Annotated in this window: 13 protein-coding genes; 12 read left to right on the top strand and 1 reads right to left on the bottom strand. The window is 59.9% G+C overall.

Annotated features, from left to right (window positions below; all coding sequences use genetic code 11):
* The first annotated feature begins 62 nt into the window (after positions 1 to 62).
* From V6L81_RS08425 to V6L81_RS08400, 6 genes are all read left to right on the top strand, one after another.
* Positions 63 to 1,967, top strand: a complete 1,905-nt coding sequence (locus tag V6L81_RS08425; protein WP_095020398.1) for an ATP-binding protein — start codon at positions 63 to 65, stop codon at positions 1,965 to 1,967.
* Positions 1,964 to 3,289, top strand: coding sequence for a sigma-54 dependent transcriptional regulator (locus tag V6L81_RS08420; protein ID WP_095001411.1), 1,326 nt, complete (start codon positions 1,964 to 1,966; stop codon positions 3,287 to 3,289). Before V6L81_RS08425 ends, V6L81_RS08420 begins: the two co-directional genes overlap by 4 nt.
* Before the next feature lie 8 nt (positions 3,290 to 3,297).
* Positions 3,298 to 3,624 carry a GlpM family protein gene (locus V6L81_RS08415; protein WP_169844883.1) on the top strand — a complete coding sequence of 109 codons (327 nt, stop codon included), beginning with the start codon at positions 3,298 to 3,300 and terminating at the stop codon, positions 3,622 to 3,624.
* 179 nt (positions 3,625 to 3,803) lie between these two features.
* A complete protein-coding gene (locus V6L81_RS08410; RefSeq protein WP_240882033.1) occupies positions 3,804 to 4,730 on the top strand; it encodes an arginase in 927 nt (308 codons plus the stop codon).
* Positions 4,721 to 5,095 (top strand): EamA family transporter, encoded by a 375-nt coding sequence (locus tag V6L81_RS08405; RefSeq protein WP_095001413.1) that lies wholly within the window; start codon positions 4,721 to 4,723, stop codon positions 5,093 to 5,095. Before V6L81_RS08410 ends, V6L81_RS08405 begins: the two co-directional genes overlap by 10 nt.
* Positions 5,096 to 5,106: 11 nt before the next feature.
* Complete coding sequence (locus V6L81_RS08400; RefSeq protein ID WP_095001414.1) at positions 5,107 to 5,526, top strand: transporter; 420 nt, start codon at positions 5,107 to 5,109, stop codon at positions 5,524 to 5,526.
* Between the two features lie 62 nt (positions 5,527 to 5,588).
* On the opposite strand, the gene V6L81_RS08395 is transcribed toward V6L81_RS08400, so the two are convergent.
* Positions 5,589 to 6,353 (bottom strand): MipA/OmpV family protein, encoded by a 765-nt coding sequence (locus V6L81_RS08395; protein WP_240882035.1) that lies wholly within the window; start codon positions 6,351 to 6,353, stop codon positions 5,589 to 5,591.
* Between the two features lie 228 nt (positions 6,354 to 6,581).
* Between V6L81_RS08395 and V6L81_RS08390 the strand changes: the two genes are divergently transcribed.
* Genes V6L81_RS08390 through V6L81_RS08365 form a run of 6 tightly spaced genes read left to right on the top strand, consistent with a single transcriptional unit; the run spans position 6,582 to position 13,815 of the window.
* Positions 6,582 to 7,277: an MtnX-like HAD-IB family phosphatase gene (locus tag V6L81_RS08390; protein ID WP_095001416.1), complete on the top strand. Its 696-nt coding sequence runs from the start codon at positions 6,582 to 6,584 to the stop codon at positions 7,275 to 7,277.
* Positions 7,270 to 8,664: an aminotransferase class III-fold pyridoxal phosphate-dependent enzyme gene (locus V6L81_RS08385; protein WP_338660616.1), complete on the top strand. Its 1,395-nt coding sequence runs from the start codon at positions 7,270 to 7,272 to the stop codon at positions 8,662 to 8,664. The genes V6L81_RS08390 and V6L81_RS08385 overlap by 8 nt, the downstream gene beginning before the upstream one ends.
* Positions 8,661 to 9,527 carry a carboxylesterase gene (locus tag V6L81_RS08380; protein WP_095001418.1) on the top strand — a complete coding sequence of 289 codons (867 nt, stop codon included), beginning with the start codon at positions 8,661 to 8,663 and terminating at the stop codon, positions 9,525 to 9,527. Before V6L81_RS08385 ends, V6L81_RS08380 begins: the two co-directional genes overlap by 4 nt.
* A 15-nt stretch (positions 9,528 to 9,542) precedes the next feature.
* Entirely contained in the window at positions 9,543 to 10,667 is a 1,125-nt protein-coding gene (locus V6L81_RS08375; RefSeq protein ID WP_095026430.1) for a GNAT family N-acetyltransferase, read from the top strand.
* Positions 10,667 to 12,427: an ATP-binding protein gene (locus V6L81_RS08370; protein ID WP_338660615.1), complete on the top strand. Its 1,761-nt coding sequence runs from the start codon at positions 10,667 to 10,669 to the stop codon at positions 12,425 to 12,427. Before V6L81_RS08375 ends, V6L81_RS08370 begins: the two co-directional genes overlap by 1 nt.
* Positions 12,424 to 13,815 carry a sigma-54 dependent transcriptional regulator gene (locus V6L81_RS08365; RefSeq protein ID WP_338660614.1) on the top strand — a complete coding sequence of 464 codons (1,392 nt, stop codon included), beginning with the start codon at positions 12,424 to 12,426 and terminating at the stop codon, positions 13,813 to 13,815. The genes V6L81_RS08370 and V6L81_RS08365 overlap by 4 nt, the downstream gene beginning before the upstream one ends.
* Positions 13,816 to 13,847 lie beyond the last annotated feature (32 nt).

The raw sequence follows: 13,847 nt of genomic DNA, 5'->3' as shown, positions 1-13,847 counted from the left end.
TCCCACAGTGGATCTACGTGAACGGTCAACCACTGCACAGTGGTTGACCCAAGGCATCTGTGATGAAATGCGACCCCACTATTTATCGCGGTGCTCCGCCCTCACTTGCCGTGAAACCTCGCCTGCTCCGTCATTTCCTGCTGCCTCTGCTGATCATCCTGTTGACGATCGGCCTGGGCTACGCGGGCTATCGCATCAGCGAACACTTCGGTATTCGTACCCTGAGCGAAACCGGCGAACGCCAACTGGAACTGCATGCCCGTACCGTTGAAAGTGAGCTGGGCAAATACACTTACCTGCCCAGCCTGCTGGAGCTGGAGTCCAGCGTTTCGCGATTGCTCGCCGATCCCTCCGTGCAGAACCGGGTCACCGTCAATCAATACCTCGAAGGCCTGAACCGCCGCAGCCGCAGCCGGGCCATCTATGTGCTCGACACCACCGGCCGCGTGATGGCCACCAGCAACTGGCGGGATACCGACAGTTATCTGGGCGAGGACCTGTCATTTCGCGCCTACTTTCAGGATGCCGTACGCGGCCAGCCCGGCCGCTTCTACGGCATTGGCAGTACCTCGGGTGAACCCGGCTACTACCTCGCCCACGGCCTGGAAGAGCAGGGCAAGATCATTGGCGTGGCCGTGATCAAAGTCCGCCTCGAAGCCCTTGAGGAGCGCTGGCAACGCGCCCGCCTCGAAGCCTACGTCAGCGACGAGAACGGCATTATCATCCTGTCCAGCGACCCTACCCGGCGGCTCAAGTCAATCCACCCGCTCAGTGCCGACACCAAGGAGCGCCTGGCCCGCAGCCTGCAGTACTACTGGTGGCCGCTTAACGAGCTGGAACCGCTGGAGCGGGAAAACCTCGCCGAAGGCGTAGAAAAAGTCACCTTCGCCAGCAGTAACGATGTGGTGACCGACCACCAGGAAGTCAGCTACCTGGCGCAAACCCGCAGGCTTAACGACACCCCCTGGGACATCACCCTGCTCACGCCATTGCAAGACCTGCGCCGTGAAGCGGCGAACCAGGGAATGCTGGTGGCGGTGGCATTTGCCTTGCTGGCCTTTTTGCTGATTGCCTGGAATGAGCGACGCAAAGTGATAGCCACCCGACTGGCTGCACGGGAAGCCCTGCAAGAGGCCAACAACCAGCTGGAGCGCAAGATCACCGAGCGCACCACCCACCTGCGGGCCAGCAACGAACGGCTCAAAGGCCAGATACGCGAGCGGCGCCAGGCCGAAGACACCCTGCGCCGCGCCCAGGATGAACTGGTACAGGCGGGCAAGCTGGCGGCCATCGGGCAGATGTCCACCAGCATCGCCCATGAACTGAACCAGCCGCTGGCGGCCTTGCGCACGCTGTCGGGCAATACCGTGCGCTTTCTTGAACGCGGTGATCTCAAGGTCGCCGCGGACAACCTCGGCACCATCAACAATCTGGTCGACCGAATGGGCCGCATCACCGCTAACCTGCGCTCCTTCGCCCGCCGCGGTGACGATCATGGCCAGGCCTGCCTGGGCAAGGCCGTTGACGCCGCCCTGCAACTGCTCGCCAGCCGCATGGAAGAATCAGGGGTGCAACTGCATCGAGACTTCACGGAGGTGGCGCTCAAGATTGATCAAACCCGACTTGAGCAAATTCTGGTCAACCTGATCGGCAATGCGCTGGACGCCATGCAAGGTCAGGCGACACAACCGCAACTGTGGCTGACGGGCGAGCCCAACGACGCCAAATACCGTCTGTGCGTGCGCGATAACGGTCCCGGGATCGAGCCAGAAGCACGCAAACATCTCTTTGAACCCTTCTTCACCACCAAACCCGGCGAACAGGGTCTAGGCCTTGGCCTGACCCTGTCAGCCAGCCTGGCCGCTGCTGCCGGCGGCAGCCTCAGTGTCGAGTTCCCGGTCACCGGTGGTGTCGCATTTGTCCTTCTTTTGCCGCTGGTACAACCTGCTAAGGCCGACACGCCATGAATAACGACCTGACGGTCCTGATTGTTGAAGACGATCCCCATGTTCTGCTCGGCTGCCAGCAGGCGCTGGCGCTCGAAGATATTCGCAGCGAAGGCGTCAGCAGTGCCGAACAGGCGCTGGCGCTGGTAGGCGACAACTTCCCGGGTATCGTCATCAGTGATATCCGCCTGCCCGGAATGGATGGTCTTGAACTGCTCAAGCACCTCAAGGCCCGCGACCGCACCCTGCCGGTGGTATTGATTACCGGGCATGGCGATATTTCCATGGCCGTGGGCGCCATGCGTGACGGTGCCTATGACTTTATGGAGAAACCCTTCTCCCCCGAACGCCTGGTTGATGTGGCCCGTCGTGCGCTGGAGCAGCGCAGCCTGGCGCGGGAAGTCTGGTCGTTGCGCCGTCAGCTTGCCGAGCGTGATTCACTTGAAGGACGCATCATCGGCCGCTCGCCGGCCATGCAGCAGTTGCGCGAACTGATAGCCAACGTCGCCGATACTTCAGCCAACGTGCTGATTGAAGGTGAAACCGGTACCGGCAAGGAGCTGGTCGCCCGCTGCCTGCACGACTTCAGCCGCCGCCAGCCCCAGCAGTTTGTTGCCCTCAACTGCGGTGGTCTGCCGGAAAACCTGTTTGAAAGCGAAATTTTCGGCCACGAAGCCAACGCCTTTACCGGGGCAGGCAAACGCCGCATCGGCAAAATCGAACACGCCCATGGCGGCACGCTGTTTCTCGACGAAGTGGAAAGCATGCCGCTCAACCTGCAGATCAAACTGCTGCGGGTTTTGCAGGAGCGCACTCTGGAGCGCCTGGGCTCCAACCAGAGCATCGATGTGGACTGCCGGGTTATCGCGGCGACCAAATCCGACCTCGACCAACTGAGCAAGGCCAGCCAGTTTCGCAGCGACCTGTACTACCGCCTGAACGTGGTCACACTTGAGCTGCCTCCTTTGCGCGAACGCCGCGAAGACATCCTGCAATTGTTTGAATACTTCCTGCAGCAATCATCACTGCGTTTCGACCGTGCGGCCCCGGAGCTGGATAACCAGACCCTGTCCAGCCTGATGAGCCATGACTGGCCGGGCAATGTGCGGGAACTGCGCAACGTGGCCGAACGTTTTGCCCTGGGCCTTCCGGCGTTCAAAAAGCCGGGGAGCAATGCAGCGCAGGGGCTGGGGTTTTCCGAGGCGGTGGAAGCGTTCGAACGCAACCTGCTCAACGATGCCCTGCAACGCAGCGGCGGCAACCTGACCCAGGCCAGCCAGGAACTGGGCATGGCCAAGACCACCCTCTTTGATAAAGTCAAAAAATACGGGCTCGCGCACTGATGGATCTGATTCTCAAAGCTGCACTGGGCGCTGGAGTGGTGATCATTCTGGCCATGCTGGCCAAAACCAAAAACTACTACATCGCAGGGCTTGTGCCGCTGTTTCCAACATTTGCCCTTATCGCCCACTACATCGTCGGCAAAGGCCGCTCGGTGGACGACCTGAAAACCACCATTGTGTTCGGCATGTGGTCGATCATTCCTTACTTCGTGTACCTCGCTGCCCTGTACGTGCTGGTCGATCGCATGCGCCTTGAAGCCTCGCTGGCGCTGGCCGCCGTAGCCTGGCTGATGGCCGCGACCGTGTTGGTCAGCGTTTGGGTACGCCTGCACTGAAACGATGGGAGCGGGCTTGCTCGCAATACACATGACGCGGTTTGCCAGATAAACAGCAGTGACAACCTCGCTGGCAACCCCGGCCCCCACTGGCCAAGTTGTTTGGCCCGCCCCTTGCATTTACCCCATAAAGCCCGCCCTGCTTGGATCGGCGGCGATGACATGGGGTAAATCACACTTTGAATATTCTCGATCTTGATCACAGCCTGACCTCACAAGCACCGATTAAGCAACGTCTGACCGACGGTCGTGCCACACGCATGGACTTGCTGGAACTGGGGCCGCAACTGCGTCTGTGGTCCACCGAACGCAATTACCGGCGCTTCGCTGAACGCCTGCAACAACGGCCGAAACGCTCCACGCAGCGGCCAGAAATCTTTTTTATAGGCTCCGGCGACTATCACCACCTGACCCCGGCCTTGCTCGCGGACTTGCCCGAACCGATCACCCTGATCCACTTCGACAACCATCCTGACTGGGTACGCTTTGCCCCCCGCCGCCATTGCGGTTCGTGGGTCAACCGCGCCTTGAAGCTGCCGAACATCAAACGCATAGTCACCCTCGGCCCCTGCAGTGACGACCTGCAAAACCCGCAGTTCAAGGGCGCAAATCTCGGAGCCCTGTGCCGTGGCGATTTGCAACTATTCCCCTGGCAGCATGCCCCCACCAAGGTCTGGGGCCGAATCGGCGACGGCGCAGGGCACGAGCAGCACGAGAACCTGTTGCACTGGCGCAACCTCGCCGATCAGGACTGGCCGACCTTTCTCGACGAGTTGATCCGCAGTCTGCCTACCGAAGCGATCTGGATAACCGTGGACAAAGACGTACTCGCCAGCGAAGACGCCGCCACCAACTGGGATCAGGGTGGTATGCGCCTGACCCACTTGCTTCACGCCCTTCGTGCCCTGGCCACCAGCAAGCGGGTATTGGGTATTGATGTTTGCGGTGAGTTTGCCAAGGCTGCGCACCGCAATGTGCTCAAACGCTGGGAGGCCCGATCGGACCAGCCAGCACCTGGGCGCTGGAGTGAAAGCGATCTGCTGCGCAACTCAACCACCAATGAAGCGCTGATCCATTTATTCGAGGAGCTGTTCCCATGTCCTTGATCGTAATTGCGCTGGTGGCGTTTTCCATTGTGCTCGATGTTATCGGCCAGCTGTGTTTCAAAATCGGCCTGGACCGCTTGCCGGAACTGGAGGGTGGTTTTCGCCTGAATGCCTTCTGGGGTCAGGTATTTAGTGCACCGATGCTGTGGGCTGGGGTCGGCGCTTACGTGATTGAGTTCTTCGTCTGGCTGGAGGCCCTGTCGAGGGCACCCTTGAGCTTGCTATTCCCGGCCGCTGCGCTGGCGTATTGCGGTGTGGTATTCGCCGGCAAGGTGTTCCTGGGCGAACACGTCAGCCGTCGGCGCTGGATGGGCACCCTGGTTATTACCCTTGGAGTGATGCTGGTCTGCATCACCGCAGCTTGAGGAGTTGAGCAATGGCAAACACTGACGGGTTAAAAGCCCCGGATAACGGCTGGCTGCACGGGCGTTTGGGCACGATTGTGCTGTGGGCCTTGTTGATTGCTCTCGAGAGCGCAGGGCAAATAGCCACCAAAATCGGTGGCGATCAATTGGGACAGATGGACTTCACCCTGCAGTGGCTCCAGGCCGTGCTGCTCAACCCGGGAGTATGGGTGGCCATTGCCTGTTATTTCGGCGCGTTTTTTGTCTGGATGCTGATATTGCGCCGCAGCAGCCTGTCGCTGGCGTTTCCCTTGAGTTCACTGGTATTTGTCGGGGTGCTGATGGGCTCCTGGCTGGGCCTTGGCGAGCAAATCAGCGCACTGCACTGGGCAGGCGTGGCGGTGATTGTCGGCGGGATTGCGCTGCTGGCCGATGGTGAACCGGAACATTGAGTCACTGCCTGCTTTCCCTTAGCCCAACCCTCTCTTTCCGGGAGAGGGTTGAGAGGGCCGCTTCAGAATTTGTAACTTACCGCCGTCTGCACCGCGCCCTGATTCACATTGCCCTGCTCGCGTACGATGCTGCTGTCCGCCGCCGCCCTCAGCAGGCGTGTCCAGCTGGCACTGGTCACCAGCGACCAGTTCGCGGTCAGCGGAAACTCGAAATTCTGGGTCAAGGTAACATTCTGGAGGCCGCCACTGGCCTTGTACGCGGAAATCCCTGACGCCTGCGCCTCGCTGTCACTTACGCCAAAAAAGGTCGACATCTGCCGACCATCAGCAAAGTGCACCGCCAACTGGCTGCTGCCGATAATCCCCAGCCCCAGCGGGTAACCCAACTCGCCCCCGACCTGACCCAGCACCCCGCCTTGACCGCCTGCACCACCCACCGCCTGCCCGAGCTGTGCGTAGACACGCCAGAAGTCAGCCGGGCTGTACTGCACAAAGCCGCCGAACATGGCCATGTCTGAAACATCGCGCAGGCCCCGCAGCGAACCATTGGCATTGCGCCCCGGCACATAATTGAGCAAGGGCCCGGCGCTCCAGCCGTTGGCCTTGAAAGCACTCCAGGTCAGGCCGTCATCGGTATTGAGGCTGACATCGCCCCAGTCCACATCAAAATACGGCAATGGCACTGTCTGGTAGCGGCTGGCGCTTGGATCATACGGCTGATAGCCAATCCCCATGCCCACTTCCCCACTGGGGCCGTCTGCGGCATGGGCAGCCGCGCTGACGCCCAACAAAGTGAGCAGCAAAAAAGCACAGACCGGAGTTTTCATCACGAGGGTTCCATAGAGGTTCTATGCGCGCATCAATCCCTTTTTAGCGCGGCCTGCGCAAGCACTCATGTTGTTTGTAGCAAGCTACAAAAATTGTAGTTCCAAACCCGAAAGTCACCGTCAAATCCGCGCAAACCCCCAGCCCACGGGGCTTTCAATAGTTGGCACAGTCAATGCTATGTCCTCTGGCAAGCGCAAAAAGCGCGCCTTTTCGACAGGACAATGCAGATGATGCAATGGCATATCGTGTGTGATTTCGACGGGACCATTACCCGTACCGACGTCATCGACAACATTCTTCAACGTTTCGCCGACCCCAGCTGGGAAGCGATCGAAGACCAATGGTTGCAGGGTGACATCGGTTCGCGTGAATGCCTGAGCCGCCAGCTGTCGCTGGTCAAAGCCACGCCTGCCGAGCTGCTGGCCTATTTCGACAGCGTTGAGATTGACCCTGACTTCCCCGACTTCGTCGACCACGTCATCGGTCTTGGCGCCTCCATCGAGGTCGTCAGTGACGGCATCGAACAAGCCATCGCCCGCATTCTGGCCCGTAACTACGTAAGCCTGTTGCCGATCCTGGCCAACCGCCTGCGTCAGGTCGACCAGAACAGCTGGCGCATCGACTTCCCTTATTCCAGCGACGCCTGCCGTGCCGCCTCGGGCAACTGCAAGTGCAAATCCGCCCCCGACGGCAAACGCGTGCTGGTGATTGGCGATGGCCGCTCCGACATGTGCGTGGCCTCTGGCGCCGATTTCGTCTTTGCCAGGGACGGCCTGGCCGAACACTGCGAGCGCAACGGTATCCCGTACGCACAATTTGACTCCTTTGCCGAACTCCCGGCCCTGCTCGCCAAACTGCCGAGCCATGCCGCCAACGCGCCCCACTATTCTCGTGAACAGCAGGAACTCTTCAATCATGTCTGATATTCGAATCGCTACCCCTGAAGACCAGATTCTTCTGGAAAAAGAAGCCAAGTACTGCTCGTACGGCGACACCGTTCACTACATCGAACCACCGCGCATTTTTAGCCGCTGCGAAGGCTCCTACGTGTGGGACACCGAAGACCAGGCCTACCTCGACCTGCAAATGTGGTACTCGGCAGTCAACTTCGGTTATTCCAACCCGCGCCTGAACAACGCCCTCAAGCAACAGATCGACACCCTGCCGCAGATCGCCAGCCAGTATCTGCACAAGGGCAAGATCGAGCTGTCGGAGCGCATTGCAGTCGACGCCAAAAACAAGTTCGGCCTCGACGGTCGTGTGCACTTCAACGTCGGCGGCTCGCAATCCATCGAAGACTCGCTGAAGGTGGTGCGTAACGCCAGCAACGGCAAAAGCCTGATGTTCGCCTTCGAGGGCGGTTACCACGGCCGCACCCTGGGCGCCTCATCGATCACCTCGAGCTACCGCTACCGTCGCCGTTACGGCCACTTTGGCGAACGCGCCAACTTCATCCCGTTCCCGTACCACTTCCGCGGGCCAAAAGGCATGACCAAGGAAGAGTACGGCAGCCACTGCGTGCAACAGTTCGCCCGTCTTTTCGAGACCGAATACAACGGCGTGTGGGACCCGAAAGTCGGCCAGAGCGAATATGCCGCGTTCTACGTCGAGCCGATCCAGGGCACCGGCGGCTATGTAATCCCGCCGATGAACTTCTACAGCGAGCTCAAGCACGTACTGGATCAGCACGGCATTCTCATGGTGGTTGACGAAATCCAGATGGGCTTTTGGCGCACTGGCAAGCTGTGGTCGATCGAACACTTCGACGTCAAACCCGACGTCATCGTGTTCGGCAAGGCACTGACCAACGGCCTCAACCCGCTGGGCGGCATCTGGGCCCGTGAAGAGCTGATCAACCCCAAGGTATTCCCGCCGGGCTCGACCCACTCCACCTTCGCCTCCAACCCGCTGGGTACTGCGGTGGGCCTGGAAATGTTCAAGATGACCAGCGAAGTCGACTATGGCGCGATGGTCATGGCCAAGGGCAAGTACTTCCTCGACGGCCTGCAAGATCTGCAAAAACGCTACCCGATCATCGGTGACGTCGATGGCCTGGGCCTGGCCCTGCGCTGCGAAATCTGCGGCCCGGACGGTTTTACCCCGGACAAGGCCACTCTCGACTTCATGGTTGAGGAAGGCATCAAGGGGGATATCGAAATCGACGGCAAACGTCTGGGTCTGATTCTCGACGTGGGCGGCTACTACAAGAACGTTATCACCCTGGCGCCGTCGCTGGAAATCAGCTACGCCGAAATCGACCTGGGCATCGCCCTGCTCGATCGCCTGCTGGCTCGGGCCATGAAACGGTGAACGGGGCAGAGATCGATCTGGGCGAAGGCAACACCGGTTTCGTTCTCGGCACGGGTGAGGTCGGGGTCTTGTTGATCCACGGCCTTACCGGCACCCCGACGGAGTTGCGTCGGGTTGCCCAGGGGCTGGCAAAAGACGGGACGTGCACGGTGTACGTCCCCACCCTGGCCGGGCACTGCGGTGACAACAGCGACCTGCAGGCCACCGGCTGGCTGGACTGGTATGAAGGCGTGCGCAAGACCTTTGCCGGGATCCGCCAGCGCCACCAGCAGGTGTTCGTCGGCGGGCTGTCGATGGGTGCGGTAATGTCGATGTACCTGGCCTCCGAACACCCGGGCCAGGTCGCCGGGCTGTTGATGTACTCCACGACCTTGCGCTATGACGGCTGGAGCATCAACAAGCTGGCCTTTATGACCCCGCTGCTGATGAAGATCCCCTTTGGTGTGCACCTGTGCAGCTTTGAGGAAAAGCCGCCCTACGGTATTAAAAACCAGCGCCTGAGGGCCATTGTCGAGCGCCAGATGAAAGCCGGCGAGAGCAGCAATGCCGGGTTGTTGACGATGGAAGGGATCACCGTGCGTGAACTGCACCGGATGAATGCCGTGGTGAAAAAACGCATGCCTTCGATCACCACCAAAGCTCTGGTGCTGCACTCCATTGAAGACGATATCACCAGCCGCTGGAACGCCGATTACGTCGAACGCCATCTGGGCGGGCCGGTGACCAAGGTGCTGCTCGACAACTGCTATCACATGATCACCGTCGACCTGCAATACCGCCGCGTGATCGAACTGAGTGACGCCTTTATCAAGAAAAACAGCCGCACGGCACCGGTCCCTGTCGAGTACCTCAAGCAGGCCTGAGCCCAAGGACGCCCCATGATTACAGCCCAAGCCTTTTCATCCATTCAGGCAATCGACCGTGAAGCCTGGAATGACTGTTTTCCAGATGCCCTGGAGGATTGGGATTACATTATGGCCGTCGAAAAAGCCGGGATTGAAGGCTTTGCATGGCGTTACCTGACGCTGTTCGAAGGTTCCACCCTGATTGCCGCAGCGACTGCGTTCACCACGTGCTATCGCCTCGACACCACGGTCCAGGGCATCGGCAAACGCTTTACCGAAAAACTCAATCGCGCACTCCCGGGGTTGGTGCAGCTAAAGCTTTACGCCATCGGCTCACCGGTGACCGAACAATGCAGTGCGGGAACGGCCAGTCATGTACAGGCGGCGCAGCGCCCTGCCCTGCTCGCCCGGTTGCTGACCCTGGCCCAGACCGATGCGGCCCGCCTGGGTATCGGCCTGATTGCCGTCAAGGACGTCCCCAGCCATGACGCTGACTGGGCGCACAGTTGCAAGGCGGCGGACTTTCAGGCCATGCCCGGCTTGCCCAGTGCGACGCTGCCCGTGCCCTTTGGGTCAGTGGACGGCTACCTTGGCTCGCTGGGCAAGTCCACCCGCAAAGACATGCGCCGCAAACTGCGTACGCCTGGCCCACGGGTGGAATGGCGCAACGCAATTGACGACGTCTTGCCTGAAATCATGCGCCTGTACGAGGCCAGCCTGGCGCGCAGTGATCTGCAACTGGAGCGCTTACCAGCGACCTATTTCACCGGTATCCTCCAACAACTCGGCGACCGGGCAGTGTGCGTTTTGTACTGGCTCGACGATCAACTGGTGGCGTTCAATCTGGTGTTGATTGACGAACACCGTCTGATCGACAAGTTTTTTGGTCACGACCTTGAGCTCACCCGTGACTACAATCTGTACTTCAGGAGTTGGCTGGTGAATGTCGATTACTGCATACGTCACAATATTGCCCTGTACGAATGCGGTCAGGCCGGCTACGCGAGCAAGATTCGTCTGGGCTGCACCTTTCAAAGCAATACGCTGTTTTTCCGGCATCGCAACTGGCTGATCAATAACGCACTCAAACTGGTCAAACTGTTCATTCGCCCTGACCGCCACGACCCGGCACTGGCGGCTGCGATAAGCGAGTACTAATGCCCACCACGCCCAAAACACCGCGCCAGCCACAACCCTTCAAAGTGTCGCGCTGGACCGTACAGCGCAAACTGGTGCTGGCGTTCTGGCTGGTCAGCGTGATCCCGACCATGATTGCTGCCGAACTGGCAGCGACCACCCTGTCGCAGATTTTCGACAGTAACGTACGGGTCTGGCTGCAGGAGTCGACCAAAATCGTCAAGGACGAGATCAGCGAAATCCTCGCGGACAACGCCCGCGCCGCCAAGCTGCTTCTGCAACACGCCCACCCGCCGTCCTCCAGCAAGGCCATCCGCCATGACCGGCTGACTGCCGATATCGCCGAAGCCATGGGCATAGACGTGGTCGCGCTGATCCGTGACAGCGACCACAAAGTGATTTTCAGTACCGCCAGCGACACCATTGTCGACCAGATCAGCCTGAGCCCCAACGCTGTACTGCAAACTATCAATGTCGGCGGTGTGCCAACCGGCACCGTAGTCTCGACCTTTGCCACCAGCCAGGATGGAGTGAACTATCAGCTGCTGGTGGCTACCTATATGGACAGCAGCTTTCTGACCAGCGTGGCCGACGTGCACTCCCTCGACTTGCGTTTGTACCTGTCCAATACGGCAGGCTTTGCCGAGATATTCTCCAGCCAGCGTTTCGAAGACCGCCAGCTGATGGTGCCCGGCGCCATCGAACAAACCCTGCGGGAAACCCGTCAGCCCAGCGAACAATTCACCAGCCGCTACAGCGGCTTGTACTGGCCCATCCTCAACGACACCGGTGAGCTGCAAGGGGTGATCTACAGTGGCCTGCTGCGCCATAGCAGCCTGGTGGGGCTGGTCAACCAGAGCAACCTGTTCGCGTTGATCTTCCTGGTCGGCTCGGTACTGTCGCTGACCGTCGGCTGGCTGGTTTCCGAACGCCTTACCCGGCCGTTGCGCGACCTCTCCGAAGGGGTACGCGCCGTCACTGCCGGGGACTACAACCAACGCGTGGCGGTGTCGGGCAACGACGAACTGGCCGAGCTGAGCAGCACCTTCAACCATATGACCGCACGACTGGGCGAGCTGCATCATCTCGAAGCCCAATTGCGTCGCCGCGACCGCCTGCATGCCCTGGGCGAGGTGGCCATGGGCCTGGCCCACGAAATCCGCAATCCGCTGGGCATTATCAAAACCGCGACCCAACTGTTGCACCGCCGGGCCGATCTGGGTGAAACCGACAAGCGCCATCTGGAGTATGTGGTCAGCGAAGTGACCCGCATCAATGACCTGATCACCGAGTTTCTCGAATTCGCCAAGCCCAGCGCCCCCGTGCGTGCGCCGCAGCTGGCGCGGCCTCTGGTCGAAGACATTCTGGGTTTCTGCGAACCGGAGCTGGAAAGCCACACTATTGATGCCCACATCGACGATCAGGCGCCCGGTGCGACCCTGTACGCCGATGCCGGACAACTCAAACAGGCGTGCCTGAACCTGATCATCAACGCCATCGACGCCATGCCTGAGGGCGGATGCCTGACCGTACGCATTTCCCGCGAAGAGGACTACACAGTAATAGGCATTGCTGATACCGGAGAAGGAATCGCACCCGATATGCTTGAGCGTATTTTCACGCCCTTTGTGACGACCAAAGCCTCAGGCACGGGGCTGGGCCTGGCCAAAGTGTTCTCCATCATGGACAGCCACGACGGACGCATCGAATGCATCAGCGAGAAAGACGTCGGAGCCACCTTCAACCTGTACATTCCGGCCCACGGAGGGGATGAAACATGAGTCATAACGTGCTGGTGGTCGACGATGAGCCCAAACTCTGCGACTTGCTCAGCTCGGCACTGAGCCAGAACCGGATTCAGGTCTTCACTGCCAGCAACGGCCTGCAGGCACTTGAAGTTCTGGAGCAGGAAGATATCGACCTGGTGATCAGCGACTGGCGCATGCCCGGCATGGACGGCCCGCAGTTACTGGCCGAGATCAAACAGCGTTACCCGAACCTGCCAGTGATTGTAATGACTGCCTACAGCACGGTAAAAAACGCCGTACAGTCCATACGTAACGGCGCCTACGATTACATCGCCAAGCCCTTTGATATCGACGAGCTGGATATTACGGTCAGCAAAGCCCTGCAGTTTCGCGACATTTTGCGCGACAACGCGCGCATGCGCGCCGAGCTGGACGAGCACCAGCACATCGACAGCCTGATTGGCGACAGCCCAAGCTTTCGCCGGGTGCTGCAGGCCATCGACTCGGTACGCGAGAGCAACGCCACGATCCTGCTGACTGGCGAAAGCGGTACCGGCAAAGAGATGGTCGCCCGCGCCATCCACAAACACGGCAGCCGCGCCGACAAACCCTTTGTCGCGGTCAACTGTGCGGCGATTCCTGAGGGGCTGCTTGAAAGCGAGATGTTCGGCCACCGCAAAGGCGCGTTTACCGGCGCCGTAGCAGACAGGGTCGGGCGCTTTATGCAGGCCGACAAGGGCACCCTGTTTCTCGATGAAGTGGGCGATATGCCCCTGGCCTTGCAGGCAAAAATCCTGCGGGCGCTGCAAGAACGGGTGATCGAGCCAGTGGGGGATCCGCGAGAGCGCAAGGTGGATGTGCGGGTCATCGCCGCGACCAACAAAAACCTGCTGCAAGCCGTAGCCAACAAGGAGTTTCGCGAAGACTTGTATTACCGCCTGAACGTCTTCCCGATTCCGTTGCCCGCGTTGCGCGAACGCGTTGAAGACATCGCCTCGCTGGCGCGGCACTTTGCCCATAACCTGGGTGCTACCGCAGGCAAACGCATCACCGGTTTCAGCCCCAGCGCCTTGCAGGCGATGGCCCAGTACAGTTGGCCGGGCAATATTCGCGAACTGCAAAACTGCGTGGAGCGCGCCACCATTGTGGCCAATAGCAGCACTATCCAGGACAGTGACCTGCCGCCCTACCTGTTCAGTGCCCAACCCGGCCAGAGCAGTGCCTTGCTTGCCCCCGGACCGAGCGTGCCCCCCGACCTGGAAGCCGCCTTGGCCGAAGTCGAAAAAGCCTACATTCTAAGTGCCCTGCAACAGGCCAATGGCGTACAGGCTGCGGCGGCGCAGTTAATCGGCATATCCGAGCGCAGCTTCTGGTACCGCCTGAAAAAGCTGGATATTCATGTCGATAAAATTGTCAGGTAACACCTCAAAGCCCCTCACCCGGAGGGAGAGGG

Origin of the sequence: Pseudomonas bubulae (assembly GCF_037023725.1) — a bacterium.
GTDB lineage: Bacteria > Pseudomonadota > Gammaproteobacteria > Pseudomonadales > Pseudomonadaceae > Aquipseudomonas > Aquipseudomonas bubulae.
This window is presented reverse-complemented; position numbering and strand designations above follow the sequence as displayed.